We start from the raw sequence: 24332 nt of genomic DNA, 5'->3' as shown, positions 1-24332 counted from the left end.
TGACACAACTGTTGGGCTTACAGCCGCCCCAGCCCGTTGTGGACTCGCTGGAGAAAGTCATAGTCATGTTCCGGCAGTGACCCACCCGTGACAGCCGGCGGCTTGGGCGAAGGTGTGCTCGCACGACGTGGCAGGCCAGCCTCCGTCCGTTCATAGACATCCAGCTCAGCCCAGTTCACCCGGCCTCGCGGCGTGATTGCAGAACCCCAGCGGCTCGCGAGCGTCGTGACCAGACCGAGGCCGGAGTCTGGCGGCGCCTCGCCCGCAAGTTCGAGAGCCTCGGTGTGCGTGTCGGTAACCTCGAAGACGATGTGCCGCTGGTAGCCAAGCAGCTGCAGCCGGATCGGGCTGAGCTCGGTGAGGGCTGACCAACTCGTGGCTTCGGATGGCCCGGTCGCCGCTACCGCGAGCGACACCATCTCGACGGCCACTACTTCCATATGTTCCTCGATGAACAAGGCGTGCCACCGCCTGAGAGTGTCCGCGACGAACATGCGCGCGACCGAGACTGCCGTGGGCAGTGCCACCAAGTCGAGCGAGTCACAGAAGCGAGGCTCCTCCCGCATCCGGGGGATCTCGGTGTGTACCGGCAGCTCACCGTGCACCTGAACGGACGCGTTCATCGGGGAGTCCACAGCAGGCTAGAGCGCTTAACCAGCGCCGGGGCTCCCGGCTGGCCGGGTTCGGGTAAGCCGAGCAGTGCGTGGACAACCTCTGGCAGGTCGGAACCCTCTTTGGACCAGACGCACCCACCGCCGTAAGCCTCGTCGAGCACGCGGGCGGCGCTGACATTGGTGCGGTCGAAGATGAACAGAGCGTCGGTGTACTGCTGACGGCTGTAGCTCCCCGCGATGCCGACCGGCTCGTCGTCCTCGTGCAGCGCGCGGAATACCCAGCCGGCCTGCCGGGCGGTCACCAGAGCTTGGAGTTCGGGGTAGCGGCGGACCGCGTCCTCGTCAGTGATGGACTCGCTCATGAGATCAGCGCCTCGCCTGGGGCGAGGAGAGCCGTCAGCCGGTCGCAAATGACCGCCGCGGACTGCTCGGGCGGGCGGCTGCTGCAATCCACCCGCAGCACCTCAAAGCCCGCGTCCACCAGCGTTTCGGTGGCCTGCCGGTAGTACGTGACCTCGGCATGGCTGCTGCCGGGAGCCAGCTGGAAGCGGTTATGCGGGCCGCGCTCGCCGAGCCGCTCGGCGATCACCTGGGGATCGGCTTCCAGGATGACGGTGAGGTCCGGTCGTTCGACCTCCTCGTTGAGCTGCCACAGGAACACCGGGTCGACGCCGTCGAAGCGCTGCACCACCAGCCCCGAGGCGAGGTAGCGGTCTGAGATCACGATATTGCCGTCCCGGAGGCGTGGCCGGATCTCGGACTCGACGTGGTGGTAGCGGTCAGCGGCATACAGGCAGGCCAACGCGTGCCCGGTGACGGTCGGCGTCAGTTCGGAGGCCAGCTGTCCAATGGCGCTGGTCGATGGTTCGGCGGTGACGTGCACCTGCTCACCGCTCGCCACCAGCATCTGCGCCAAGTGGCGAACGATCGTGGTCTTCCCCGCACCGCCCGGTCCGTCGACGCTGACGAACAAGCCGTGCCTGCGGTCAGAAGAGTGCCGGGGTGTCATCTTGGCTCCCTCCTGTTGGTTGGTCGCGCAGTTCTTCGAGCGTTCGCCGGCTTGCCAGGTGGACGAACAGGCGGGCTGTGACGACGGCGTCGTAAGTGGCTCGGTGCGGCTGGTCTTCCCCGCCAAGACCGCGGGCGAGATCGAACTCCTCGACCAGCGCGCCGAGCTTGTAGGTCTTGCGTCCCGGTAACAGTCGCCGGGCCAGCTTGAGCGTGTCGAAGACCTCCGGGCACTCCCAGTCGCCGAGCTTGCGCTGCAGTACGCCGACATCGACATGGGCGTTGTGGGCGATGAGCGCCGAGGCGTCGAGCGCCTTGAGTACGTCCGCCTCGACGTAGCCGAACACCGGAGCGTCCTCAACCTGCTCGTCGCTGATGCCGTGAATCCGGCGGGCGAAATGAGAGATCGGCTGGTCCGGCTTCACCAGCCAGCTCGACGCCTCCGCGACCACGCCGGCCACGATCGGCACCGCCGCCAGTTCCACGAGATCGGGCGGCTGCTGGCCGTTGCCTTCGACATCGACAACCACGTAGCTAAGACTCTTCCAGTCCGTCATGAGCTGGCGACTTCCTTCCATCCGATGTCCGCGCGGCCGTGTCGGTTCGCGTGGTGCGGGTGGCGTGCGTCGTGGACCTGGAACCCCAGCGCGTGTTGCAGGAAGTAGCGCGGCTGCTCCACGGCCAGGCCCGTCACGACGGCCGCCCGCTCGGTGATGTCTACGACCTGAAGGTGGTCGGCCTCGGGCAACACGCGGGCAATCTGGTGTACGTCTTCGCGCGTCGGCACACGGTGGGCGCCCGCGCACACTTCAAGCTGGGAGAGCGGGCAGATGTCGCACAGCTCCCGGATGCCGTAGTGGCCGTTGTAGTCCGGCAGGCCGTGGGCGTAGCTCACCGCGCACGACGTCTTGCGGAACAAGGCCGACGAGTTCGAGAAGGCATCGAGGACGCGCCGCTCCAGTGTCTCGGGCACGATCTTGCGGCGGGCCGTGTCTTCGTAGGGCTCAGGTATGCCGTTGGCTTTGTAGTAGTCGGCGATCTGGTCGCGGTAGAACAAGCCGGTGAACACCGTCGCGTCGGCATGCTGGCTCAGCTCGAACGCGGCCGCCAAGTGCTCGTCCGTGTCGTTGAGACCCGGCACCAGCGGACGCCAGTACAGCACCGTGCGGTACCTGCGCAGCTGCGGCACGCTCATCAGCTTCAGGGAGTCGGCCGCGACCTGCGACGGGTACGGCTCGATCTTCGGGTTGTCGATGCCCGAGTACGTGAACAGCAGTGTCACCTTGACATGCCGGAGCTGGTTGAGTCGCTCGATGTCGTACGGCTTCATCTGATGCCGGCTGATGACGAGGACGTGGTTGGTCAGCTCCCGCGCGTCCAGCTCTTCGAGCACGGCAAAGGTATGCGGCCGCACCTTCGGCAAGAACGGCTCGGTCGCCCGGTTGAACAACTGGATCGGCGTGACGTGCGGCTGGAAGTAACGGTGGCCTACCAGCTCCTCGACGGCCGCCGCGTCCGTCATCAGGGCGCGCGGCTGGTTCTCGTCCCACAGGCCGTAGGTGTGGCGGATGCAGTAGGCACATCCCAGCGGGCAACCTTGGATGTGGTTCAGGCTCAGGCCGCTCTTGCGGTACTCGACCACCTCCCGGGCACGCTCAGATAGGCGCGCGATCTGGTCGGCATCGAGGAGCGGTACGGGCATTGGCACGGCGCTTCTCCCTGGTCAGCGGGTTGGGTGCCAGGAGAGTAAGCGCGGCGTCACGCATCGGAAAAGCAAGTTGCTCGGTATTGCTCGCAAGGTCGAGATCAGCGCGCGATCGGGGCAATGCCGAGCCAGCGGGGGTACGTACGTCCGCGGCCCTCGCTACGTTGGCGCGATGGACATCGTTGAAGCGGTCAAAGCCCTCAACTTGCCGCCGCACCAGTATGTAGTGTTCGGCGCCGGTCCGTTAGCAGCCCATGGCCTTCGCGATACCGCCGACGTCGACCTCTTCGTCACCACCGAGCTCTACGAGCACTTCAGGGCCGCTGGCTGGACAGAGAAGGCGACCAGTTGCGGCAAGGTCCATCTCGCCAGCGGCATCTATGAGGCCGATGACAGCTGGAAGTACGGCGACTACAACCCGACGATCCAAGAACTCGTTGCCATGGCCGACCTTATCGACGGCGTGCCGTTCGCTCCGCTTACCGAAGTCCTGAAGTGGAAGCGGGCGTTTGGGCGTCCCAAGGACAAGCAGGACGTCATCCTCATTGAGCAGCACCTCGGCGCGGGAGCCTAAACGCGCGCCCTCACGCTTCGGCGTCGCCGGAAGCCAGCTCGTCGATCACGCGGGTGATGATGGCCCTTGCCGAACGGCCGTAGCTGGCGACAGCCGACAGCTCGCCGAACACATTGCTGTACAGCTCGATCTCCTGCGGCTGGGCCAGGCTGAGCGCCGCCGAGTACGTCTCGACCAGGACTTTTTGGTCGTCGTACAGCCAGAAGCCGTGCCAGGGCGAGGCCGTGTACTGCGTCTCGAACCCGATGATCCCAAGCTTCACGTTGGGCAGGGCCGACAGTGACACCAGGCGGTCGAGCTGCCCGAGCATGACGCCTGCGGAGCACATCCGGAAGCGTAGTGCCGCCTCCGTCAGGATGAAGTGGAATCGCTTGTCGGGCCGGTAGAAGATGTCTTGGCGCTTCATGCGCCCTTCGACCGCCTCGTTGATGTCGTTAGGCAGCTTGAAGATACGGATGCTTTCCGCGAACCGCGCGCGGGCGTACTCCGACGTCTGGAGCAGGCCCGGGATGACCGTCGGCTCGAACACGCGAAACAGCCGCGTCTTCTGGTCGAGCTCGGCCAGGGAGTTCTGACGGGGCCGGATGCCGCCGCGTAAGATGCGCTGCCACTCGGCGTGCTGCACCTCAAGGGTGCGCAGGGACGCCAGCAGCGCCGGCGTCTGGGCTGAGCTGTCAGTCGCCTGCGTCCAGCTCTCGATGTCGGCGACGCTCGGCGTCTGCTTGCCGTTCTCGATCTTTGAGACCTTCGAGGCCTGCCACCCGAGCGACTCCGCCAGCTGCTTGCCGGTCAGCCCGGCTTGTTCGCGCAGCTCGCGGAGCCGTCCGCCTAGCGCCAAGCGTGCCTCGTGGACATTTGAGGCACCAGTGGCCTTATTCCTTGGCAAAGTCTTCCCGTCGTACCGCGTGATGCCGGGCGACATCCCGCCAGTAATTGTGCTGGATGATCTCGGCCGGGTCGTTGACCACCTCACCGCCGAGGAAGGCCATCCGCTCGTCGAAGTGCATCCGCACCAGCTTGCGCGAGTCGAACAGCCAGTAGTCGTGCTGCGGCAGATCGCCGGCCTGGTCGCGCGGCAGGTAGCGGATGTCTTCGCCAGCGCCGCCGGTGAACTGCGAGCACCAGACGCCGAAGCGGCTGTAATCGTTGAGCGGCGTCGTCACCACCCGCACCCGGGCGAAGGTCCGCCCGGCTGCCGTGGCCTCGCCGAGCATGGTCAGCCAGCTCTGCATCCACGGCAGGTCGTCCGGCTCGCCCGCCAGGTACTTGCGTAAGGACTCGTTCTCGTAGGTGGCGTCGTACTGGTCGAACGTCTCCAGCCGGAAGGCCGTGTGCTCGAACGTGTGGAAGAGCTGCCGGAACTCCGGCCCTGGCTTGATGAGCTCGGTCAGCGCTCTCCCTCCTCCTGCGCGTAGCGACGTGCGTAGAACTTCAGCACGTCTTCGGGAATCTCGATCAGGGTCTCGTGGTCAGGCACCGGGCCGACGTCGGCGAGCAACTGAGGATCGGTCACCTTCCAGCCCTGGGCGATGTACGTCACCCGGTCGGTCCGGTCGGTGGCGAACAGCGTGGGCGAGTTGTCGACCTGCGAGTCAGGGTCTTTACCGAGGAACCGAGCGCGCATGAGGCCTCCTTGCGAGCAATGTGCCGGATATTGCGCTGTACTAGTCCATGGTGACCGAGGGTGGCGCACCCGTCAACGGTGACGCCCAGGAGTTGATTGATCATGGGCCTGACGTGCGGAGGCGGTGTATGACATCAGGTCCGCAGACCTCCCGACTCGGTCAAAGTCGTCGCCCGCTCAGCTATCGACGTGGGCTGAGTCAGGTTCGATCTGCCCGGTGTCTGGTTTGATTACGCCGTTCCCCGACAACTCGTCGAGCGCCTTCATGAGGTGAAACATCGCCCTGGCACGCGAGCGCACTCGCCAAGCCCGACTGAACAGCCACGTGTGTGCAGCCTGTGTTAGGTCAGCGAATATCTCCCACTTGACCTCCTGCGTCCGGTCTGATTGCTGCACGAGCCACATGGCGAAGATATAGCGGATGATGATGTCTCGTATGCGTCGCGTCGGGTAGGCGGCCGCCACGTCATATAGCTCGTTGTTCATGGCCGCTGCTGCCTCTTCGATTTGTCGTCCGGCCGTCTCTTTGTCGTCAGCGAGCCGCGCGGCCACCGTCTCCGACATGCTGTCCGGCATCCCCAAGCCGGCCCACTTAGCAGTGTTGACCAGAACTGAAGCCATCTGCGCTTCAAATGCGCGTCGCTTCCGATGTAGCTCCAGCAGTCGTTCTTTCCGAGCTTCCAGGCGTGGCTTGAACAGCCATTCGATGCCTAACGCCACAACGCCGGAAGTGAGGGCTGAGACAAGAATCGTACTGAGAGTCGTTGTCATTGGTTCCTCGGAGTAATTTGGGGTAGGGCGAGGTGGGTAGTTCACGTCAGCCTTACCGTTGGCTTGTCTCCGCCGTGTGTCGCGAATGAGGCTGCAGCTGCCTACTCCAGTCTTGAAAGAGTTGCAGTGTACCCGTGGATGTCGTGATAATTCGCACATCTGAAGGAGATGACTTAGAGTAGACGTGTGACGCAACACTCGCCAGGCGGCTCATCGGCACGGAACCTCACTCGGGCGGCTTCCATGTCGACTATGGTTGCCCTCGCATCGCCGTGGGTATTCACGCAACGCCATCCGCTCAACCTAAAAGGTTTCGTTGACGAAGCCAAGGCGCGCGGCTTCGATTTGAATGCGCAACTCGTGCGTGAGTTATACCGCCACCGGCTCCTGATCCCGTTCGCCTCTATTCAAGATCGGCGAACTCCCAGTCAAGCCTTACCGAAGATCGACGAACCCGTCGGGGGCAGTAGCATCCTGTGGGCAATGCGCGAAGCTCGTGAGGATGGTGGCCTGTACGACCTTGGGCTGCAGCCATTCCGGCCGCGGCTGCCGTTTATTCGCCACCCTCACTTCTCGACGCGCTGGTGGAATGGCCTCATTTACTCGTGGCACCAGCTGCACATCTTGTGGGAGCTAAGGGATCTACTGGCGCATCGCCGGTACCGCCGGCGTGGCGATGACTTTCAAGACGTGTTGCCTGCCCCTCATTCCTGGCTCGTGGAGGAAGCTGACGCTTTCAGGCGGATTGCCACCATGGCAACGGCGCTTGAGGCGCGTTACCTGCCGAAACTCGATCCCGAGTGGGTTCATCTCTCGAACGTTAAGGTTGAAGTATGGGAGCAGTATCGCGACGCCTTCAACCCTGTCGAAGTCAGTCGCGTGCTGAGCTACAGCGGCGAGCAGGCGAGGGACGATGCTGAACGTCTGTTGCTGCTCGCCCATTCCATCGATCCGTTGGGGCGCTCGTGGGGCAGGCTAGCCCGCCGAGCGCCAAAGAAGTCGTGGGAGGACTTGAAAGGTGCGGCCCTTGGTGCCATGGACCTTCGGCAAACAGCTGAGATTCTGCTCCTGTTTTACGAAGACCTCGCCGAACAGTCCGCAGTGCCCGAGTTGCCCGAGATTCCGTCGATGGCGTTTCATCCCCTAGTTGAGCGGATCAGTCACCGTGATACCAACCTCGATGAAGATCTCGTCAGCCTTGGGATCTCACCTCATCCGCGCGTCGTGCTAGCGGTTGAAGGGGAGAGCGAGCAAGTGCATGTGCCGAAGATTTGGTCTGAACTTGGTTACCGTGACGCCCCTGAGTTGATGCGTTTGCTGAAGCTGGGTGGCGCAGATAAAGATCTCCAAAAAGTGGCGGCACTCGCTGCCGCCCCCTTAATAGCTGGCCGCAAAGGTGACAAGCACTGGGATTTGCTCAAGCCGCCAACTTGCCTGATGGTAGCCGCAGACCCCGAGGGGGCCTATTTCGCGCCTGGTAAAGTTGCAAAGACCCGTGCCAATATTCTTTCCGAGATTCGAGACGTTCTTAAGGCGCAAGGCGCTAAGACTGTCGAAGAAGAGCTAGATCTTCTGGTTCATATTCATACTTGGAGTGCGGCGTGCTACGAGTTCGCGCACTTTGACGACGATGAACTCGCGGACGGTATCACGGCGATTCATCGGACGGTCAACGGGTTGACTCGTGACCAGCTTGTGAAGCGGCTGTCGGAGGTGCGTGCCCGCTACGGCACCGCAAACCAGAAGACCGATATTAAGAATGTATGGGAGCGATGGAGTTACAAACCCAGTAAGGTGGATCTGGCTAATCAACTCTGGCCTACGCTGCAAGAAAAGATCCAGAGACGCTTGCGGGATAAGACGGCGCCCATACCGGAGGTGGCTGAGGTGGTCGAGCGAGCGCACGCGACCGCTCAACGGTGGCGCTACCAAAACTTTGCGCTTACCGCGGTATAGAAAATTCGTGTCGGCCTGGCACGGCGAGTTAGTGAACTGGCGAACCGCGCCGTGCTGTGCTGAAATATGGGCATGGTAGCTACCGGCGATAATCCCATCAAAGGCTCACCCGACGACGCATTAGGGCGGGCGCCACTGGCCCGTCACCTCGCGGTGGAGCTGCGCAACCTCGACGTCACTGAGGGCAGCGTTTTCGCAATCATGGGGCCGTGGGGGTCCGGGAAGACTTCGCTGGTTAACCTAATTCGCGAGAATCTGGCGAAAGAGCCTGCCCTGACGGTGGTGGACTTCAATCCGTGGATGTTCTCCGGAGCTGAGCAACTCGTCGATTCGTTCTTCGTGGAGATCGCTGCACAGCTCGGCGAGCGACCCGGCAAGTTGAAGAAGATCGCCGAAGAGCTGGACGCCTACGGTGAACTGCTTAGCCCGCTAGGCGCGATCCCGTTCGTAGGGTCCTGGGTAACGCGATTTGGCGCGGGGGCCAAGGCGATCAAGAAATTTGAAGAGCGACGTAAACAGAGTGTGACTCAGCGGCGGGCTAAGTTGGCCGGGCAACTCTCAGAGCTTGAGCAGCCCGTGATTGTCGTGATCGACGACCTGGATCGTCTTGACAGCGGTGAGATTCGCGACATCTTTAAGTTGGTGCGGCTCACGGCCAGCTTTCCGAACATCATCTACTTGCTCGCTTTCGACCGTCATCGGGTCGAACTGGCCCTGTCTGGCGAGGGTGTAACGGGGCGAAGCTATCTGGAAAAAATCGTGCAAGCCTCAGCTGAAGTCCCCGCTATCTCAGACAATCTCCTGGTTTCGCAAGTTGCTGACGCCCTAAATGAGACGCTTGGAGATATGGGTGATAGTCGCTTCGATGAGACCCGCTGGCCGGATATCATGATGGAGATCGTCCATCCTTTTGTTCGCAACATGCGCGATGTTCGCCGGTTTGCAGGGTCGGCCCGGGGAACCTTCCGAAGCCTTGAAGGTGATGTTGATACGGTCGACGTGATCGCCCTGGAAGCGGTGCGTGTCTTTGCCCCTGAGCTATTCAGAAGCGTCGTTTCTGGTCGGGTAGCTCTTACGACTCCTGCCAGCATGTATATCGGGACTCGGCCTAACGAAGAGCATAGGGCTACGGTTGAAGCCTTGCTTGAGAGCTCGCCAGGGCACGAGAAGGTTGCTGAAGCGCTCATCCGGCGTGTTTTTTTAGCAGCGGGGCAGTACGTGCAAGGTGGCATGAACTATGGGGGAGATTTTCGGAAAAGCTGGCTACGAGATCGCCGTCTGGCGCATCCTTATGTTTTGGGGCTTTATTTGGAGCGCTTAGTTGGCGACGACTTGGTGGCATTCAATCACGCTGAGCGAGCCTTTGCCGTTCTCGAAAATCCGACCGAGTTGCAGAATGTTCTTATGGAGATCGACTCTGCTCGCCGTGAAGATGTAATCGCGGAACTTGAAAACTTTGAAGGCGAGTACCCTATGGATGCAGTGGTGCCAGCTAGCGCTGTTCTTCTGAATATTCTTCCCGACTTGCCGGAGCGCCAACGCGCAGGTTTGGCTGCGGGTAGCTCTCGGTCGACGGTTAAGAGGGTCGTGCTCCGGCTCTTTCGGGTGTTGAAGGAGCCGAGTGATGTGAAGGTCGCAGTCGAAAGAGTTCTTGCAGCCTTGACGACATTCTCGGCTAAGCTTGACCTGATCCAAATGGTAGGCCATCGCGAGTACGTGGGGCATGAGCTCGCAAGGGAAGAAGACAGCCAAGCCTTCGAGGATCAGCTAAGTGCGCAACTGCAAAGCGCAGTATCGCCTACGCTGGCTGCTGATCCTGGCGCCTTTAGGTTGCTGCTCTGGATGCGCAAGCGGCCAACTGAGGAGCAGCAGGCAATTGACGCGCTGTTTGCAGACCCGAAGCTTAACCGTCACATTCTGTTGCAGGCGTACAGTGAGGTGCGAGGCCAGGCGCTCGATAGTCGTTTCGTTTCGCGGGAGCGTCGCTTGGGCTGGGACGCGCTTCTGGTGGTTTACGGTGGGGAGGAAAAACTTCGTGATGCGATCGAATCAGTGCGATCTAATCTTGCCGCTGATGATGAAACTGCAAAAGCTGCGGTTGAGCTTGCTTTAAAGTATCTAACCGGTTGGAGGCCGGAAGAGTTTTAACACTTCGCTGATCGAAAGCTCAGCTGGTCGCTGAGCATGCGAAAGTTGCAGGTGGGCTACTTGTCGCGGGCAGTGACAATTTGATCTTGTTGCGTCAGTCACACTTGTCGGTAGCTTGGTCGGAATGTTACCCAAAAAGGCTGACAGCCCTCTACGCTGAGGTAATCGCAGCGCCTCCTTGCCGTTGTGCTCGCCGAGGAGACCAGTACTTGCTGGTCGCCTCGGGGGGTACAACGCAGAGAGGGGTAGCGGTGGCGCACGAGGAGCAGTACCCATCGTCGAAAACCAAGTGGTTGAGACGGGCGGCGCGGTTGGCTAGGAAGCTGACCAAGCTGCAAGAGTGGAAGGCGAAGACCCGACGGGTTCTTGCTTCAGTCCTCTCCACTCTGGCACTTGTAGCCGACATCGTCGACCATGTGCCGGGCGTTACCGAGCAGTACGGTCAGCTCCAGTTGGCCTTGAAGTTGGGTTCACTTTTCTTGACGTGATTGTTTGGTGGCTTCGAAAGCCACGCGATTAGTAAGTGGCCAGTAAAGCCAGGCAAGAGCCACGAGGCTCGCAACGCCTGGCCTTTTTTCTGCTCAGATTCTTTAGCTCGCCGGGCGCTGAGCTCCAGCATCGCGCCTCGTCCGCCCGCCCCGTCGCATAGTCACTCTTGCGCGGAGCAAGTGTGTCCGCACTGTCGTGTCACTGACCCCGTACCGGCTTGCTAAGTCTTCGAGGGTCGCTCCCTCCCGGTAGAGCCGTGCGGCCTCCACGATCTGTCGATCTCCGAGTAAGAGCCTCCGCGTGTTCACCTCGTGTGCGTCAAGGTGCTTGCCGATAGTCGAGCGATGTACGCCGTACTTCTTGGCGAGCTGCCGTACGCTAGCCCCGGCGCGAGCCTCCGCCACCATCTCTTGGATTTCGCGAGGGCGGAGCTGTCGCAACGTCCGACAGGTCGCCGCGTATGTGGGGGAGGGGGCGAGCTCCGGTGGCCAGAAGGCCGCCATCTTCAGCAAGCGTTGAACTTGGCTTGAGGGGTGCGTAAGCGCCTCAACTACGCCCACCTGAATCCTCGAAGGGACCTGGCTGAACGCGTGCACGGTGCGGCGGTGCAGGTCTTCCTGGTGGCCGGCTCGATCGAGGCGATCGCGGGCGTGGCCTGGTCGTCGTTCCGGTGGTGGTTCACGCGTGGGCTGCGCCGGTACCGCGTGACGGCGGTGCGTCCGCTGCCGTCGGTCCTGCGGGTTTCCCTCGTGGCCGGCACCGTCGCCGACGAGCTGAGCGGCGGGGAACGCGAACTGCTGCGCACCACCGTGCCCGTGCTGGTGGACGACGTCGTGCGGTGCGGACCGGCCGGAAACGGCCGGGTGCGGTTGCTGCCCACGCCCCGGACCGCGCTGCCCGTCACCTTCGTCGTGCACGGGGTGCTGCTGGTGGCGTTCGGCCTGGCCGCCGGGCAGCTGGGCCTGGCCGGCGACGTCACCGCGTCCTACCTGCTCGTGGCCTGGGTGTTCACCCTGTTCGGGGCGTTGTCCGCGGGGATCGCGGCGGGCCGCCTGCGCTTCGGACGGCGAGCCCGCGAGATCGAAGGTGACGTCGTCGACGAGCGGCGGTGGCTGAACCGCGCGCCGAGCGAGCCCAAGGTCCGGTACACCGTCTACGGACGGACGCGCTCGGCGTGGGCCGGGCGGTACACCTTCGTGTCGCCGCGCGTCGGGAAGACCGTCGCCGTGCTGCTCGACCCGCGCGCCGAGGCGTCCGTCCGCCGGGTGGGCGGCAGCTTCGGGATCTACCAGTTCTTCGGCGCCCTAGCGGGCCTGCTGGGCGTCCTGCAGTTCCTCGGCGCGCTCGGCTGAGGCCCGCATCCGCGTCACCAGCACGGCCAGACCCGCGAAGAGCACCGCCGCGATCACGCCCGTGACGTTCAGGCCGGTCGTGAACGCCGCCTTCGCCTGGTTGGCGACGTTCGCGCGGGCGACGTCGGCGGCGAGGGTGGTGCCGGCCGGGAACGTGTGGTGGTAGACGGCCGTGGCGACCAGGCCGATGAAGGCCAGCCCCAGCGAGCCGCCCAGGTAGTTGCCGGTGTCGGCCATCGACGCGGCCGACCCGGCGCGCTCCGGCGGCACCGAGCCGACGACCAGGCCGATGCCCAGCGCGAAGAGCGGACCAGTGCCCAGCGTCAGCACCGCGATCCCCGCGACGACCAGCGGGAGCCCGTCGGTGCAGGCCAGCAGCAGGCCGCCGGCCGCCGAGACCACCAGGCCGCCGGCGATCGCCGTCACCGGGGCCAGCCGCCGGGCCAGCGCGGGCGCCACCGTCGTGCCCGCCGCGACGCCGATGCCCATCGGCGCGAACAGCAGGGCCGACGCGAGCGGCGAGTACCCGAGCACACCCTGCAGGTACTGGGTGACCAGCAGGCCGACGCCCGCCATCGCGACGCCCGCGAACACCAGCGCGACCAGCACGGCGGTGAACGGCCGGTTCCGGAACAGCCGCAGGTCCAGCAGCGGCACGGGTCGCCTCAGCTGGCGGCGGACGAACACGGCACCCAGCACGATCCCGGCGACGATCGCACCCAGCGGCACGGGCAGGCCGGCGCCGGTGGTCAGCTGCTTGAGGCCGAACACGACCAGCAGGACCGCGGCGAGCGAGAGCGCGACGCCGCCGAAGTCGAGCCGTCCCGGCGCGGGCGTGCGGAACTCGGGCAGCAGGATCGGCCCGGCGATCAGCAGCACGGCCATGGCGGGCACGGCGATCAGGAAGATCGAGCCCCACGCGAAGCGCTGGAGCAGGAACCCGGCGAGGACCGGGCCGAGCGAGCCGCCGGCGAACTGGCAGGTGGCCCAGATCGAGATGGCCTTCCCGCGCTGCCGCTCGTCGCGGAACATGGTGGTGATCAGGGCGAGCGTCGAGGGCATGAGCGTCGCCCCGGCGATCCCCAGCGCCCCGCGGGCGGCGATGAGCAGCCCGGGAGTGGTGGCGAACGCGGCGACGACGGAGACGGCCGCGAAGGCCGCCCCGCCGACGAGCAGCAGCCGCCGCCGGCCGATCCGGTCGCCGAGGGTGCCCATGGTGATCACGAACCCGGCGACGAGGAAGCCGTAGCTGTCGGTGATCCAGAGCTGCTCGGTACCGCTCGCGCCCAGGTCGGCGCTCAGTTTCGGCAGGGCGAGGAACAGCGAGGTCATGTCCATCGCGACGAGCAGGGTGGGAAGCACGAGTACGAGCAACCCCAGCCACTCGCGCCGGCCGGCCGGCTTGTCCATTTCGACTCCTTCTCGGTGGTGTGAACACCAAGGGGTCGAAGCCGCGACGGGGGACCGGACACGACTCGGTGAGAGCTGGGTCACATAAACCGGCCGGCCTCCTCCGGCGAGTAGTCGGCGACGAAACCGACGCGAAGGGGCCATCGATGAATCGGAAGCTGCGCGCGCTGTTCCTGGGCTTGGCGCTGGCGGGTGGCCTCATGACCGCCACCGGCACGGCGAGCGCCGGACAGGTCGGCGACTCGACGACGTTCGACGTGGGGTACGGCTACGGTGCCGACGGCTCGTTCACGTGGTGGAACCGGACGACCGAGGTGCAGGGGGCGATCAGCACCCAGAACCCGGTCATGACCGGGGAGGACAACCCGATCGAGACGACCCAGATCGTCTTCGAGGCGATGAAGGGCTCCACGCGGATCGCCTCGGAGAGCCGGACCGTCACCTTCGACGATTACCCGAACGGCGTGAGGAGCATCCACTTCACCCTCGGCGACCCCGACCGGGTCGGCGGGTTCGACCGGATTCGCATCACCCGGTGCCTCTACCGCCTCAAGGACAGCAGCCCGCGGGAGTGTGACGTCGTGGGCCACTTCTGGCGCCCGTTCTGACCCCGGAAACGGGTTGCCCTCGCCACTAACGTCAGCGGGGTGAAGATCGTCGTGCTGGGCGCCACTGGGCTCGTCGGCCGGGCCGTCGTCGCCACTCTCGGGCCGCGCCACGAGATCGTGCCCGTCTCACGGACGTCGCCGGTTCGCGCCGACCTGACCGACCCCTCCTCTCTCGACGCGCTGTTCGAGACGGGGCCCGACGCCGTGGTGTGCTGTGCCGCCAACGTCCCGCTGCGGCCGCTCGGCGACCTCACCGACGAGCAGGTGCTCGACGACCTGCGCGGCAAGCTGCTCGGCCAGGTCGCGCTCGTGCGGCTCGCCGCCGGGCGGCTGCCGGACGGCGGCTCGATCACCCTCACCGGCGGAACGTTCACCGAGCCGATCCCCGGCAGTGGCCTCGGCGCGCTCGTCAACGCCGGGCTCGAGGGCTTCGTCCGTTCCGCATCCGCCGAGCTGACGCGCGGGCTGCGCGTCAACGCCGTCAGTCCGGGCTGGATCAGCGAAACCCTTGAAGCCATGGGCGAAGACGGCCACCGCGGGACGCCGGTGGCCGTCGTCGCCGAGGCCTACCGGGACCTCGTCGAAGGCGACGCGAACGGCACGACCGTCAGGCCGCGGTAGCGTGCCAGGCGTGGGAGGCGAAGACGTCGTCCAGCGGTGCTCCCGTCAGGCGGTTCGCGAACGTCGACAGCGTGTAGGTTCCGATGCCCAGCACCACTTCCAGCGCGTTCCGCGGGGTGTAACCCGCGCCGGTGAACGCGTCCAGTGCCTCGGGTGGGACCTCGCCCGTCGTGTCCATGACCGCGTGCACGAACCCGCGCAACGCCTCCAGGCGCGGCGAGGGCAACGCCGACTCCGCCCGCAGCGCCGTGACCAGTTCCGGTGCGGCGGCGAGGCCGTGCAGGGACGCCGTGTGCATGGCGACGCAGAGGTGGCAGCCGTTGCGGGCGGCGACCGTCATGATCAGGACCTCGCGGTCGAGCGCCGGCAGGGTGGTGGACTCGAAGATCGCGTTCAGCTTGAGGAAGCCGTTCAGCAGCTCGGGTGACGTCGCCAGGCGGGCGACGGCGGCCGGGACGTGGCCGCCGAACTTCTTCGCCGTGGCCGCCATCGCGGGGCGGGCGGCCGGGGGAGCAGACTCTGGGGTGTGATCGGGGAACAAGACGTCTCCAGACGTAGGATCGACAATGTGGTTGTCGAAACCGTAAACCTGGTTGTCGAAATTGGCAAGGGGCTATGACCGACGTACCCGGCTACGAGCTGCCGTTCCTGCTCTTCGGCGGCTTCCGCACGCTCATCGACCGCCTGCACGCCGAGCTCGCGCGCCGCGGGCACGCGGGCGTCCGGCCGTCGTACGGCTTCGCGATGCAGGCCATCGGCGTCCAGGGCGCGACGGCGTCCGAGATCGGCCGGCGCCTCGGCGTCTCCAAGCAGGCGGCGGGCAAGACCGTGGAGCGGCTCGAGGCGCTGGGGTACGCCGAGCGCGCCGACGACCCGGCCGACGCGCGCCGCAAGATCGTGCGGCTCACCGCGCACGGCGTCGACGCCCTCACGAAGTCGGCGGAGATCTTCGACGAGCTGCGCGCCGACTGGGCGCGCACGGTGGGCACCGAGCGGATGGCGGCGCTGGAGACCGACCTGCGCGCCGTCGTCGGCCCCGCGGCCTACCGCCTCGACGCGGCGGGCTGGTTCTCGAGCTAGAAGCCGCAGCCCGGGTTCGGCGCGTCCTCCGAGAGCGGGCTGCCCGCCGGGAGCACGTACAGGACTTCGAGGACCATCGGCGTCGTCCCGAGGTTGCGGCCGATGTGCACCTGGTCGGGCCGCTCGGTGAACGCCTGCCCGGTGCGGTAGCGGCCGTCGAGGGAGCAGTCGGCCAGGTTGTGCGTCAGCGTTCCCGCCTTCACGTACGCGTAGAGCGTGCCGTCGTGGAAGTGCCAGCCGGTGTAGCCGCCGGGCTGGATGGTGATCTCCCGCAGCGTGTAGTCGGTGTGGCCGATCGTCTTCTGCGAGAGGATCGTGCCGGTGACCCCGCTGCCGGGCGTCGCGGACGCGGTGGCGGGCAGCATCAGCAAGGCCGCGAGTGCGGCGGTGGTGACGGCGATCGGCTTGCGCATCGGGCGGTCAGTCCTTCCGGAGGGTGCGCCGCAGCATCTTGCCCGACTCCGTGCGCGGCAGCTGCTCGGTGAAGTCGAACCGTTTGGGGGTCTTGAAGCCGGCCAGGGCGGCGCGGCAGTGCTCGGCCAGCCGCGCGGCCAGGGCGTCGTCACCCGGCACGCCGGGGATCGGCTGGACGACGGCGATCACCCGCTGGCCCCACTCGTCGTCCGGCTCGCCGATCACCGCCGCGTCGGCGACGTCCGGGTGGGAGAGCAGCCGCGCCTCGATCTCGGCCGGGTAGATGTTGACGCCACCCGACAGGATCAGGTCGGTGCGGCGGTCGAGCAGGAACACGCGGCCTTCGGCGTCGCGGTGGCCGAAGTCGCCCACCGTCAGGAATTCACCCGATCGGGCGGCCGCCGTCTTCTCGGGGTCGCCGAGGTAGTCGAGCGCGGTGTGCGCCGAGCTGAAGTAGATCGTGCCGGGCTCGCCGGCCGGCACCTCGGCGCCGTCGTCGTCGACGATCTTCAGCCGCACGCCGGTCAGCGGCCGGCCGACCGTGCCCGGTGCCGCCAGCCACTCCGCTGCGGTGACGCCGCAGATCAGGCCCTCCGACGCGCCGTAGTACTCGTGCACGACCGGGCCGAGCCACGCGATCATCCGCTCCTTGACCTCGGGCGGGCACGGCGCCGCGCCGTGGATCACGCTCACCAGGCTCGCCAGGTCGTACCGCGCGCGGACGTCTTCGGGCAGCCGCAGCAGCCGGTGGAACATGGTCGGCACGAGGTGGGTGCTCGTCACCCGGTGGCGCTCGATCAGCCGCAGCGTCTCCTCGGCGTCGAACTTGTCCATCAGCACCGCGGAGTGCCCGAGGTGCATCGCGTTGACGCTGAACGAACCCGGCGCGGCGTGGTAGAGCGGGCAGGCGACCAAGTGCACGCCCGGGCCCTCGTGGACGTCCATCATCGCGAGCAGGTCGTGGTGGATCTCGTGCAGGGACGGCGGTTTCCCGCTGAGCGCGCGGCGGACGCCCTTCGGCCGGCCCGTGGTGCCCGACGTGTAGAGCATCGTCTGCCCGGCCGTCCGCGGTTCCGGCGCGGTCGACGGCTCGTCCTCGCCCCAGGACGCGTAGTCCGCCCAGCCGTCCGCCGCGCCGACCGAAAAGCGTTCCACCGCAGCCAAAGGTGGGCAGTCGCGGGCGATGTCCGCGTCCGCGACGACGACGCGTGCGCCGCTGTTGCCCACCACGTAGGCGATTTCCTCGGCGGAGGACCGGTAGTTGACCGGCGTGAAGTACATCCCCGCCTGCAGCGTGGCGAACAGCAGCTCGAAGTAGGGGAGTCCGTTGTGGACGATCGCGACGACGCCGTCGCCCGCGCCGAGGCCGAGCCGGTGCAGGGCGTGCGTCAGCCGGTTCGCCCGCGCGGCCAGCTCGCCGAAGGTCGCGGACCGCCCGTCCGGGGCGAGCACCGCGAGCCGGTCCGGGTGCTGTGCGGCGACGTCGTAGAAGGTGCTCACGCACCGCACGCTACCGGGTACGGTGCGACGCATGGACGTGGACGTTTTCGGGCAGGTGCTCGGCGCGGTGCGGGAGTTCGTGCGCAAGGAGGTCGTCCCGCGCGAGGCGGAAATCGACGAAACCGACGAAATCCCCGCCGAGATCCGGGAGAAAGCGGCCGAACTGGGCCTGTTCGGCTGGGCGCTGCCGGAGGAGTACGGCGGCCTCGGGCTCGGCATGGCCGAGGACGTCCGGCTGGCCGTCGAGCTCGGCTGGACGACGCCCGCGTTCCGATCCCTGTTCGGCACCAACAACGGCATCGCGGGCCAGGCGATCGTGCACTACGGGACGCCGGATCAGCGCACCCGCTGGCTGCCCCGGCTCGCCGCCGGCCAGGCGATCGCGTCGTTCGCGCTCACCGAGGCCGAAGCCGGCTCCGACCCCAGCGGGCTCACCAGCCGCGCGGTCCGCGACGGCGACCGCTACCGGCTCTCGGGCACCAAGCGGTTCATCACCAACGCGCCGCTCGCCGAGGTCTTCGTCGTGTTCGCGCGCACCGAACCGGACAGCGCGGGCAGCCGCGGCATCTCGGCGCTGCTGGTGCCCGCGGGCGCGCCCGGCGTCACCGTCGGCCCGCACGACGCCAAGATGGGCCAGGCCGGCGCGTGGACGTCGGAGGTGGTCTTCGACGACGTCGAGGTGTCGGCGGACGCGCTGGTCGGCGAAGCGGGCAAGGGCTTCGGCATCGCGATGGCCTCGCTCGCCCGCGGCCGGCTGCACATCGCGGCGCTGTGCGTCGGCATGGCGGAACGCGCGCTGGCCGAAGCCGTCGAGTACGCGCGCACGGCCCGCCAAGGCGGTCACCCGATCGGGGAGTTCCAGCTGGTGCAGGCGCTGCTGGCGGAGTCGCACGCCGAGCTGGCGGCCGGCCGCGCGATGGTCCACGAAGCCGCCGCGCGGTACGACTCGGGCGAGGACCGCAAGCTCGGGCCGTCGTCGGCGAAGCTGTTCTGCACCGAGATGCTCGGCCGGGTCGCCGACCGCGCGGTGCAGGTGCACGGCGGGATGGGGTACGTCCGGGGCGTCACGGTCGAGCGGATCTACCGCGACGCGCGCCTGTTCCGGATCTACGAGGGCACCAGCGAGATCCAGAAGCTCGTGATCGCGCGGCAGCTGCTCAAGGGCTGACTTGCGCTGGAGTGCACTCCAGCTCTTAACGTCGGGGGTATGACCACTGCACAGCACAAGATCGGCTCGGGCTTCGACGCCACCAGCACGGCGTCCGACGTCCTGGCCGGCATCGACCTGACCGGCAAGCTCGCGATCGTCACCGGCGGCTACTCGGGCATCGGCCTCGAGACGACGCGCGCGCTGACGGAGGCGGGCGCGCACGTCGTCGTCCCGGCCCGCCGCCGCGCGACGGCGGAGGAAGCGTTGCGGGGCTTGAAGAACGTCGAGATCGACGAGCTGGACCTCGGCGACCTCGACAGCGTCCGCGCGTTCGCCGAGCGGTTCGTCGCGTCCGGGCGCGGCATCGACGTCTTCATCGGCAGCGCCGGGATCATGGCGGCGCCGGAGACGCGCGTCGGCCCGGGCTGGGAGGCGCAGTTCGCGACCAACCACCTCGGCCACTTCGCCCTGGTGAACCGGCTCTGGCCCGCGTTCAACCCGGGCGCCCGTGTCGTCTCGGTGTCCTCGCGCGGCCACCACTTCGGCCCGGTCCGCTTCGACGACCTGAACTTCGAGCAGGGTTACGACAAGTGGCTCGCCTACGGCCAGGCGAAGACCGCGAACGTCCTGTTCGCGGTCGAGCTCAACAAGCTCGCGCAGGGCCACGGCGTCCGCGCGTTCGCCCTGCACCCGGGCCGGATCCTGACCGACCTGGTGCGCCACCTGAGCCGTCAGGAGCTGGTCGACGCGGGCATGGTCGACGAGACCGGGCAGGTCACCGAAGCCGGTGCCAAGACGCCCGAGCAGGGCGCCGCCACCCAGGTCTGGGCGGCGACGTCCCCGCAGCTCGACGGCCTCGGCGGCGTCTACCTCGAAGACTGCGAGGTCGCCGAGCCCACGCCCGCGGATGGCATGCGCGTGGGCGTGCGTGACTACGCGATCGACCCGGCGCTCGCCGAGCGCCTGTGGACGGTGTCGGCCGAACTGACCGGCGTCAACGCCTTCTAGAGCTTCTCGACCGCCTTCACGAGCAGCTCGATCTCGTCCTCGGTGTTGTAGTAGTGCACCGACGCCCGGACGAGGTCCGGCAGCTCGCGCGCGGTGAAGTCGAACTGCGCCGACGTGCGCGACGACACCGACGTGTTGATCCCCGCCTCCGCCAGCCGTGCCTTGATGTCTGCGGCGGGCGTGCCCTCGACGCTGAAGGTGACGATCCCGCACTTCTTCACGCCGACGTCGCGCACGTGGGCGCCGACGTCGGCCAGCCGGCCGCGCAGCGTCCCGGCCAGGGAAGCGACGCGGGCTTCGATGGCCGGCAGGCCCCACTCGAGCGCGTAGTCGATCGCCGCGCCGAGGCCGAAGACCGCGGCGAAGTCGCGTTCCCACACCTCGAAGCGCTTGGCGGTCGAGTCGACGACGTACTCCGTGGGCGCCGTCCAGACCGCCGAGTGCAGGTCGAGCATCGCCGGCTCCAGCCGCTCCCGCAGCCGCGGGTGGACGTACAGGAAACCGGTGCCACGCGGCCCGCGCAGGTACTTGCGGCCGGTCACCGACAACGCGTCGCACTTCAGGCGCGAGACGTCGAGGTCGAGCTGGCCCGCGGACTGGCACGCGTCGAGCAGGAACGGGATCCCGGCGGCTTCGGCGACCTCGCCGATCTCCTCGGCCGGGTTGACCAGCCCGCCCTGGGTGGGCACGTGGCTGACGGCGATCAGCTTGACGCTGCCGTCGATCCGGCGCTTCAGGTCCTCGACGTCGAGCTGGCCGGACTCGTCGTCGCCGACCACCTCGACGACCGCGCCGGTGCGCCGGGCGATCTGCAGGTACGCGATCGCGTTGCTGGCGTACTCGGCGGTGGAGGTGAGGATCCGGTCGCCCGCGGCGAACGGCAGCGCGTAGAAGACGGCCTGCCAGGACCGCGTCGCGTTGTCGGTGATGGCGATGTCGTCGGGTTCGCCGCCGACCAGTCTCGCCGCCGACGTGTACACCGCCGCCAGCCGGTCCTGGGCCTCGGCGGCCGCTTCGTACCCGCCCATCAGCGCTTCGTGGCGCAGGTAGTCGACCACCGTGTCCGTCACGACGGCCGGGGGCAGGGCGGATCCGGCGTTGTTGAAGTGGACCACTTCCGCGCAGCCGGGGGTCTCACGGCGGGCGCGGTCGACATCGAAGCCGTCAAAGGTCATGCCAACTGAATACAGTACGACCCGATTGCATGCAATACTGCCCGGATGGCCCGCACTCCTTTGCGCAGCGATCTCATCGAGGAGATCACCACCCGCGTGCTCGACGGGCGGCTCGCCGCCGGCGCCCGCGTCAACGAGGTGCACCTGGCCCGCGAGCTGGGCGTCAGCCGGACGCCGCTGCGGGAGGCGCTGATCGGGCTCGCCGGCCGCGGCCTGCTCGTTTCCGAGCCGGGCCGCGGCTTCATCGTGCCGCCGTTCGACCCGGACGAGGCCCGCCGGCTCTACCCGCTGGTCGCCGAGCTGGAGGCCCTCGCCCTGCGCTGGACGTCGCCACTGGAGCTCGCCGGGCTGCCCGACGCGCTCGACGTCGTCGCCGACGGGATGGTCGCGGCGCTGGAGCGCGGCGATGATCTGTCCGAAGTGGACGAACAGTGGCACGCGCTGCTGCTGTCCCGCTGCCCGAACCCGCACCTGCTGCGGTTGATCGAGCAGACCAAGCCCCTGCTCAAGCGGTACGAATCGTGCTACTTCGGCGGGGCCGCCCGCGCCGGGGAGAGCATCGGCGAGCACCGCCGGATCGCCGCAGCACTGCGGGACGGCGACCTGCCGACGGCGTCCGCGGTGCTCGTCCGCAACTGGGTGAAAGCCTTGGCCTACCTGGGGAAGGACCAAAGATGATCATCGCGCACCTGAGCGACCTGCACCTCGACGACGGGCCGCGCGCGGAAGAACGCGTCGCCGCCGTGATGGCGTACCTGGACGGGCTGGCCGTCGCTGCCGTCGTCGTCACCGGCGACATCGCCGACCACGGCGCGGCCGCGGAGTACGCACGCGCCGCCGCGCTGCTGAAGCATCCGGCGCCGGTGCTGGTCTGCCCGGGCAACCACGACGTCCGCGCGGCTTTCCGGACCGGGTTGCTCGATCAGCCGGCGTCCGACGGTCCGATCGATCTCGCGCGGGAGGTCGACGGCGTGCTGTTCGCCATGTGCGACTCGACGATCCCCGGCCGCGGCGCGGGTTACCTCGCCGACGAGACCCTCGCCTGGCTCGACGGCGTGCTGTCCGGCGGCGACGGCCCGGCCTTCGTCGCCTTCCACCACCCGCCGGTCGAGGTCGGCCTCCCGCTGGTGGACGGCATCCGCCAGACGGGGGAGGAGCGGCTGGCGGCGGTACTGGCCCGCCACCCGCGCGTGGCGGCGCTGCTGGCCGGCCACGTCCACACCGGCGCGTCGACGACGTTCGCCGGCGTGCCGCTGCGGATCGCCCCCGGCGTCGTCTCGGGGTCGCTGCTACCGGTCGAGCCGGGCGGCGACCGGGGCTGGGAGGAGGGCGGCCCGCTCGAGTACGACCGGCCGCCGTCGCTGCTGTTGCACGCACTGCACGACGACGGCCGGGTGACCACGCACCACCGCGTGGTCCCGTACGTCTTTTAGGGAGTGAAGATCGGCAGCGTGATCCGGGACGGCCGGGCCGCGTCGTGGAAGATCTCGAAGCGGTTCGGCTTGCCGTCCACCGCCGCGGTGACCGGCTCGTCCGTGCCGTGGTTGCGGGCGAACCGCGGGAACGCGCCGCCCGCCACCTGGACGCGCAGGCGGTGGCCGAGGCGGAAGCGGTAGGCCGTCGGGTCGAGTGTGACCTCCGCCGTCACCACGCCGTCCGCGTCCGCCGCCGGGAAGCCCGGGCGCAGCCGGAGGATCCCGTCGGTGACGTTGCGGGAGACGCCGCCCGCGTCGACGTCGCAGAGCCGGACGTAGACGTCGGCGTGCCCGAGCTCGGTGCGCACGTGCACGGTCGCGGCCACCTCGCCGATGACGTCCAGGTCCGACGCCAGCGGCTCGCCGGTGAAGACCAGCACGTCCGGCCGGGCCTCGACCTCCTGGTTGTCACGCTGCTTCGTCACGCCCGTCAGCAGCGGCCCGCCGACCGCCGGGGTCGGGTCCGCCGGGTCGTAGGTGAACGTCGTCGGCCGCGCTTCGCCGCCGCCCACCTCGCCGAGGCCGCCGATCGGGCGCAGGTGTGACGCCGTCGCGGTCGACGGCGGCGGCCACGCCTCGAAGTCCAGCCAGGTGTCCGCGCCCTGCAGGAAGATCCGGACCGGCGCGCGCTGCAGGAACGTGCGGTCGCCCAGCAGGTGGGCGCGCAGGAACCCGAGCTGGTCCTGGATCATCGGACGCATGCTCGCGGGCTCGCCGTGGGACCACGGGCCGATCGTGATCCGCGGCGCCTTGCCGGCCTCGGCGAGCCGCCGGAAGTCCTGCAGCTGCCCGCGGATGAACAGGTCGTACCAGCCGGTGACCATCGACACCGGGACGTCGAGCTTCTCGACGTCGGCGCTGTGGTCGGACATGGCCCAGTAGGTGTCGTCCGGCACGAAGTGCTCGGTGATGTCCTGCAGGAACCGCACCGGCTTGCCGATCGCGGCGACGTCGGCGCCGCTGAGCGGCAGGTGCGCCATCGCGCGGCGCGTCTTGCGCGCCTGCAGCGGGTTCGGGAACGCGCCGAAGCGCTCTTCCTGACGGCCGATCATCGCCGACCACGACACCATGTTGTCCGCCGCGAGCACGCCGCCCGGGTAGAACGTCGAGACGAACTCCGACGCCGTGATGCCGAGGCACATGGCGGCCAGCGGCGGGTCGAGGTAGGGCCCGAGCGCCCACTGCGTGTGCCCGAGGTAGCTGGCGCCCGCCATCGCGAGGTTGCCGTCGCACCACGGCTGCGCGCGCAGCCATTCGGCGGTGGCGACGCCGTCCTCCCGCTCGAGGTGGAACGGCCGGAACTCGCCGCCGGAGCCGAACGAGCCGCGGGTGCTCTGGATGACCGTCTGCAGCCCGTGCCGCGAGAACGTGTTCCCGAACAGCTTCGACAGGAGGCCGGCGCGCCCGTACGGCGTGCGGATCAGCACCACCGGCGCGGGCGTGTCACCCGCCGGGGCGTACCGGTCCGCGAGCAGCGTGACGCCGTCGGGCATCGGCACCGGCAGGTCGCGCGTGATGACCGGTTTCGGTCCTTCGGCGCGGGGGAGTCCGAGAGCTCTGTCGACAAGTCGGTCCAGCACGGGCACACGCCTTCCGAAGCGGAGTAACACCTTCCGGATCCGACGGTACCCGAGGTCGCGCGCCTGGCAA

The 24332-nt window shown here is 67.4% G+C and carries 27 protein-coding genes; 11 read left to right on the top strand and 16 right to left on the bottom strand.

What is annotated here, in order from left to right:
• Positions 1 to 17: 17 nt before the first annotated feature.
• Genes OG570_RS00185 through OG570_RS00165 form a run of 5 tightly spaced genes read right to left on the bottom strand, consistent with a single transcriptional unit; the run spans position 18 to position 3324 of the window.
• The gene (locus tag OG570_RS00185; RefSeq protein WP_326955132.1) at positions 18 to 623 is read right to left on the bottom strand and encodes a hypothetical protein; all 606 of its coding nucleotides are present in this window, start codon (positions 621 to 623) and stop codon (positions 18 to 20) included.
• Positions 620 to 976: a hypothetical protein gene (locus tag OG570_RS00180; RefSeq protein WP_326955131.1), complete on the bottom strand. Its 357-nt coding sequence runs from the start codon at positions 974 to 976 to the stop codon at positions 620 to 622. Before OG570_RS00180 ends, OG570_RS00185 begins: the two co-directional genes overlap by 4 nt.
• The gene (gene tmk / locus OG570_RS00175) at positions 973 to 1623 is read right to left on the bottom strand and encodes a dTMP kinase (protein WP_326955130.1); all 651 of its coding nucleotides are present in this window, start codon (positions 1621 to 1623) and stop codon (positions 973 to 975) included. Before tmk ends, OG570_RS00180 begins: the two co-directional genes overlap by 4 nt.
• The gene (locus OG570_RS00170; protein ID WP_326955129.1) at positions 1601 to 2179 is read right to left on the bottom strand and encodes a 3'-5' exonuclease; all 579 of its coding nucleotides are present in this window, start codon (positions 2177 to 2179) and stop codon (positions 1601 to 1603) included. Before OG570_RS00170 ends, tmk begins: the two co-directional genes overlap by 23 nt.
• Positions 2176 to 3324: a radical SAM protein gene (locus OG570_RS00165; RefSeq protein ID WP_326955128.1), complete on the bottom strand. Its 1149-nt coding sequence runs from the start codon at positions 3322 to 3324 to the stop codon at positions 2176 to 2178. The genes OG570_RS00170 and OG570_RS00165 overlap by 4 nt, the downstream gene beginning before the upstream one ends.
• Before the next feature lie 175 nt (positions 3325 to 3499).
• On the opposite strand from OG570_RS00165, the gene OG570_RS00160 reads away from it, so the two are divergent.
• Positions 3500 to 3901, top strand: coding sequence for a hypothetical protein (locus OG570_RS00160; protein WP_326955127.1), 402 nt, complete (start codon positions 3500 to 3502; stop codon positions 3899 to 3901).
• A gap of 10 nt (positions 3902 to 3911) precedes the next feature.
• Here OG570_RS00160 and OG570_RS00155 read toward each other — a convergent pair whose 3' ends face one another.
• From OG570_RS00155 to OG570_RS00140, 4 genes are all read right to left on the bottom strand, one after another.
• A complete protein-coding gene (locus tag OG570_RS00155; RefSeq protein ID WP_326955126.1) occupies positions 3912 to 4739 on the bottom strand; it encodes a helix-turn-helix domain-containing protein in 828 nt (275 codons plus the stop codon).
• Between the two features lie 34 nt (positions 4740 to 4773).
• Complete coding sequence (locus tag OG570_RS00150; protein WP_326959814.1) at positions 4774 to 5280, bottom strand: DUF6879 family protein; 507 nt, start codon at positions 5278 to 5280, stop codon at positions 4774 to 4776.
• 8 nt (positions 5281 to 5288) lie between these two features.
• A complete protein-coding gene (locus OG570_RS00145) occupies positions 5289 to 5525 on the bottom strand; it encodes a hypothetical protein (RefSeq protein ID WP_326955125.1) in 237 nt (78 codons plus the stop codon).
• A gap of 177 nt (positions 5526 to 5702) precedes the next feature.
• The gene (locus OG570_RS00140) at positions 5703 to 6296 is read right to left on the bottom strand and encodes a hypothetical protein (RefSeq protein WP_326955124.1); all 594 of its coding nucleotides are present in this window, start codon (positions 6294 to 6296) and stop codon (positions 5703 to 5705) included.
• 252 nt (positions 6297 to 6548) lie between these two features.
• Between OG570_RS00140 and OG570_RS00135 the strand changes: the two genes are divergently transcribed.
• Positions 6549 to 8252: a hypothetical protein gene (locus OG570_RS00135; protein ID WP_326955123.1), complete on the top strand. Its 1704-nt coding sequence runs from the start codon at positions 6549 to 6551 to the stop codon at positions 8250 to 8252.
• A 72-nt stretch (positions 8253 to 8324) separates the two neighbouring features.
• Positions 8325 to 10400, top strand: a complete 2076-nt coding sequence (locus OG570_RS00130) for a KAP family P-loop NTPase fold protein (protein ID WP_326955122.1) — start codon at positions 8325 to 8327, stop codon at positions 10398 to 10400.
• A 442-nt stretch (positions 10401 to 10842) separates the two neighbouring features.
• On the opposite strand, the gene OG570_RS00125 is transcribed toward OG570_RS00130, so the two are convergent.
• On the bottom strand, positions 10843 to 11019 hold the full coding sequence (locus OG570_RS00125; RefSeq protein ID WP_326955121.1) for a hypothetical protein: 177 nt from the start codon (positions 11017 to 11019) through the stop codon (positions 10843 to 10845).
• Positions 11020 to 11494: 475 nt separating this feature from the next.
• On the opposite strand from OG570_RS00125, the gene OG570_RS00120 reads away from it, so the two are divergent.
• A complete protein-coding gene (locus OG570_RS00120) occupies positions 11495 to 12241 on the top strand; it encodes a hypothetical protein (RefSeq protein WP_326955120.1) in 747 nt (248 codons plus the stop codon).
• Here OG570_RS00120 and OG570_RS00115 read toward each other — a convergent pair.
• Positions 12194 to 13651: an MFS transporter gene (locus OG570_RS00115; RefSeq protein WP_326955119.1), complete on the bottom strand. Its 1458-nt coding sequence runs from the start codon at positions 13649 to 13651 to the stop codon at positions 12194 to 12196. The genes OG570_RS00120 and OG570_RS00115 overlap by 48 nt on opposite strands.
• A 146-nt stretch (positions 13652 to 13797) precedes the next feature.
• Here OG570_RS00115 and OG570_RS00110 point away from each other — a divergent pair, with 146 nt between their 5' ends.
• Entirely contained in the window at positions 13798 to 14259 is a 462-nt protein-coding gene (locus tag OG570_RS00110) for a hypothetical protein (RefSeq protein ID WP_326955118.1), read from the top strand.
• A 39-nt stretch (positions 14260 to 14298) separates the two neighbouring features.
• Positions 14299 to 14880 (top strand): short chain dehydrogenase, encoded by a 582-nt coding sequence (locus tag OG570_RS00105; protein ID WP_326955117.1) that lies wholly within the window; start codon positions 14299 to 14301, stop codon positions 14878 to 14880.
• Here the strand turns inward: OG570_RS00105 and OG570_RS00100 are convergent.
• Positions 14867 to 15370, bottom strand: a complete 504-nt coding sequence (locus tag OG570_RS00100) for a carboxymuconolactone decarboxylase family protein (RefSeq protein WP_326959812.1) — start codon at positions 15368 to 15370, stop codon at positions 14867 to 14869. The genes OG570_RS00105 and OG570_RS00100 overlap by 14 nt on opposite strands.
• A 125-nt stretch (positions 15371 to 15495) precedes the next feature.
• Here OG570_RS00100 and OG570_RS00095 point away from each other — a divergent pair, with 125 nt between their 5' ends.
• A complete protein-coding gene (locus tag OG570_RS00095; RefSeq protein WP_326947281.1) occupies positions 15496 to 15960 on the top strand; it encodes a MarR family winged helix-turn-helix transcriptional regulator in 465 nt (154 codons plus the stop codon).
• Here OG570_RS00095 and OG570_RS00090 read toward each other — a convergent pair.
• Both OG570_RS00090 and OG570_RS00085 read right to left on the bottom strand, forming a co-directional pair.
• Positions 15957 to 16373 (bottom strand): cupin domain-containing protein, encoded by a 417-nt coding sequence (locus tag OG570_RS00090; protein WP_326955116.1) that lies wholly within the window; start codon positions 16371 to 16373, stop codon positions 15957 to 15959. The genes OG570_RS00095 and OG570_RS00090 overlap by 4 nt on opposite strands.
• Before the next feature lie 7 nt (positions 16374 to 16380).
• Positions 16381 to 17874 (bottom strand): AMP-binding protein, encoded by a 1494-nt coding sequence (locus tag OG570_RS00085; RefSeq protein WP_326955115.1) that lies wholly within the window; start codon positions 17872 to 17874, stop codon positions 16381 to 16383.
• A 31-nt stretch (positions 17875 to 17905) separates the two neighbouring features.
• On the opposite strand from OG570_RS00085, the gene OG570_RS00080 reads away from it, so the two are divergent.
• Both OG570_RS00080 and OG570_RS00075 read left to right on the top strand, forming a co-directional pair.
• Entirely contained in the window at positions 17906 to 19042 is a 1137-nt protein-coding gene (locus tag OG570_RS00080) for an acyl-CoA dehydrogenase family protein (RefSeq protein ID WP_326955114.1), read from the top strand.
• A gap of 39 nt (positions 19043 to 19081) precedes the next feature.
• Positions 19082 to 20032 (top strand): SDR family NAD(P)-dependent oxidoreductase, encoded by a 951-nt coding sequence (locus tag OG570_RS00075; protein WP_326955113.1) that lies wholly within the window; start codon positions 19082 to 19084, stop codon positions 20030 to 20032.
• On the opposite strand, the gene OG570_RS00070 is transcribed toward OG570_RS00075, so the two are convergent.
• Positions 20029 to 21207, bottom strand: a complete 1179-nt coding sequence (locus OG570_RS00070) for an aminotransferase class V-fold PLP-dependent enzyme (protein ID WP_326955112.1) — start codon at positions 21205 to 21207, stop codon at positions 20029 to 20031. The two genes, OG570_RS00075 and OG570_RS00070, sit on opposite strands and share 4 nt — an antisense overlap.
• A gap of 45 nt (positions 21208 to 21252) precedes the next feature.
• Here OG570_RS00070 and OG570_RS00065 point away from each other — a divergent pair, with 45 nt between their 5' ends.
• Both OG570_RS00065 and OG570_RS00060 read left to right on the top strand, forming a co-directional pair.
• The gene (locus OG570_RS00065; protein WP_326955111.1) at positions 21253 to 21885 is read left to right on the top strand and encodes a GntR family transcriptional regulator; all 633 of its coding nucleotides are present in this window, start codon (positions 21253 to 21255) and stop codon (positions 21883 to 21885) included.
• Positions 21882 to 22640: a metallophosphoesterase gene (locus OG570_RS00060; protein WP_326955110.1), complete on the top strand. Its 759-nt coding sequence runs from the start codon at positions 21882 to 21884 to the stop codon at positions 22638 to 22640. Before OG570_RS00065 ends, OG570_RS00060 begins: the two co-directional genes overlap by 4 nt.
• Here the strand turns inward: OG570_RS00060 and OG570_RS00055 are convergent.
• On the bottom strand, positions 22637 to 24262 hold the full coding sequence (locus tag OG570_RS00055; protein ID WP_326955109.1) for a CocE/NonD family hydrolase: 1626 nt from the start codon (positions 24260 to 24262) through the stop codon (positions 22637 to 22639). The genes OG570_RS00060 and OG570_RS00055 overlap by 4 nt on opposite strands.
• Positions 24263 to 24332: the final 70 nt, after the last annotated feature.

The sequence above is a fragment of the Amycolatopsis sp. NBC_01286 genome, assembly GCF_035982555.1.
Classification (GTDB): Bacteria; Actinomycetota; Actinomycetes; order Mycobacteriales; family Pseudonocardiaceae; genus Amycolatopsis.
This window is presented reverse-complemented; position numbering and strand designations above follow the sequence as displayed.

Excerpts from the sequence above, each read along its gene's own strand:
- OG570_RS00185 (WP_326955132.1), bottom strand. The coding sequence starts at position 623 with ATGAACGCGTCCGTTCAGGTGCACGGTGAGCTGCCGGTACACACCGAG.
- OG570_RS00180 (WP_326955131.1), bottom strand. The coding sequence starts at position 976 with ATGAGCGAGTCCATCACTGACGAGGACGCGGTCCGCCGCTACCCCGAA.
- tmk (WP_326955130.1), bottom strand. The coding sequence starts at position 1,623 with ATGACACCCCGGCACTCTTCTGACCGCAGGCACGGCTTGTTCGTCAGC.
- OG570_RS00170 (WP_326955129.1), bottom strand. The coding sequence starts at position 2,179 with ATGACGGACTGGAAGAGTCTTAGCTACGTGGTTGTCGATGTCGAAGGC.
- OG570_RS00165 (WP_326955128.1), bottom strand. The coding sequence starts at position 3,324 with ATGCCCGTACCGCTCCTCGATGCCGACCAGATCGCGCGCCTATCTGAG.
- OG570_RS00160 (WP_326955127.1), top strand. The coding sequence starts at position 3,500 with ATGGACATCGTTGAAGCGGTCAAAGCCCTCAACTTGCCGCCGCACCAG.
- OG570_RS00145 (WP_326955125.1), bottom strand. The coding sequence starts at position 5,525 with ATGCGCGCTCGGTTCCTCGGTAAAGACCCTGACTCGCAGGTCGACAAC.
- OG570_RS00140 (WP_326955124.1), bottom strand. The coding sequence starts at position 6,296 with ATGACAACGACTCTCAGTACGATTCTTGTCTCAGCCCTCACTTCCGGC.
- OG570_RS00135 (WP_326955123.1), top strand. The coding sequence starts at position 6,549 with ATGGTTGCCCTCGCATCGCCGTGGGTATTCACGCAACGCCATCCGCTC.
- OG570_RS00130 (WP_326955122.1), top strand. The coding sequence starts at position 8,325 with ATGGTAGCTACCGGCGATAATCCCATCAAAGGCTCACCCGACGACGCA.
- OG570_RS00125 (WP_326955121.1), bottom strand. The coding sequence starts at position 11,019 with ATGCTGGAGCTCAGCGCCCGGCGAGCTAAAGAATCTGAGCAGAAAAAA.
- OG570_RS00115 (WP_326955119.1), bottom strand. The coding sequence starts at position 13,651 with ATGGACAAGCCGGCCGGCCGGCGCGAGTGGCTGGGGTTGCTCGTACTC.
- OG570_RS00110 (WP_326955118.1), top strand. The coding sequence starts at position 13,798 with ATGAATCGGAAGCTGCGCGCGCTGTTCCTGGGCTTGGCGCTGGCGGGT.
- OG570_RS00100 (WP_326959812.1), bottom strand. The coding sequence starts at position 15,370 with ATGGCGGCCACGGCGAAGAAGTTCGGCGGCCACGTCCCGGCCGCCGTC.
- OG570_RS00095 (WP_326947281.1), top strand. The coding sequence starts at position 15,496 with ATGACCGACGTACCCGGCTACGAGCTGCCGTTCCTGCTCTTCGGCGGC.
- OG570_RS00090 (WP_326955116.1), bottom strand. The coding sequence starts at position 16,373 with ATGCGCAAGCCGATCGCCGTCACCACCGCCGCACTCGCGGCCTTGCTG.
- OG570_RS00080 (WP_326955114.1), top strand. The coding sequence starts at position 17,906 with ATGGACGTGGACGTTTTCGGGCAGGTGCTCGGCGCGGTGCGGGAGTTC.
- OG570_RS00075 (WP_326955113.1), top strand. The coding sequence starts at position 19,082 with ATGACCACTGCACAGCACAAGATCGGCTCGGGCTTCGACGCCACCAGC.
- OG570_RS00070 (WP_326955112.1), bottom strand. The coding sequence starts at position 21,207 with ATGACCTTTGACGGCTTCGATGTCGACCGCGCCCGCCGTGAGACCCCC.
- OG570_RS00065 (WP_326955111.1), top strand. The coding sequence starts at position 21,253 with ATGGCCCGCACTCCTTTGCGCAGCGATCTCATCGAGGAGATCACCACC.
- OG570_RS00060 (WP_326955110.1), top strand. The coding sequence starts at position 21,882 with ATGATCATCGCGCACCTGAGCGACCTGCACCTCGACGACGGGCCGCGC.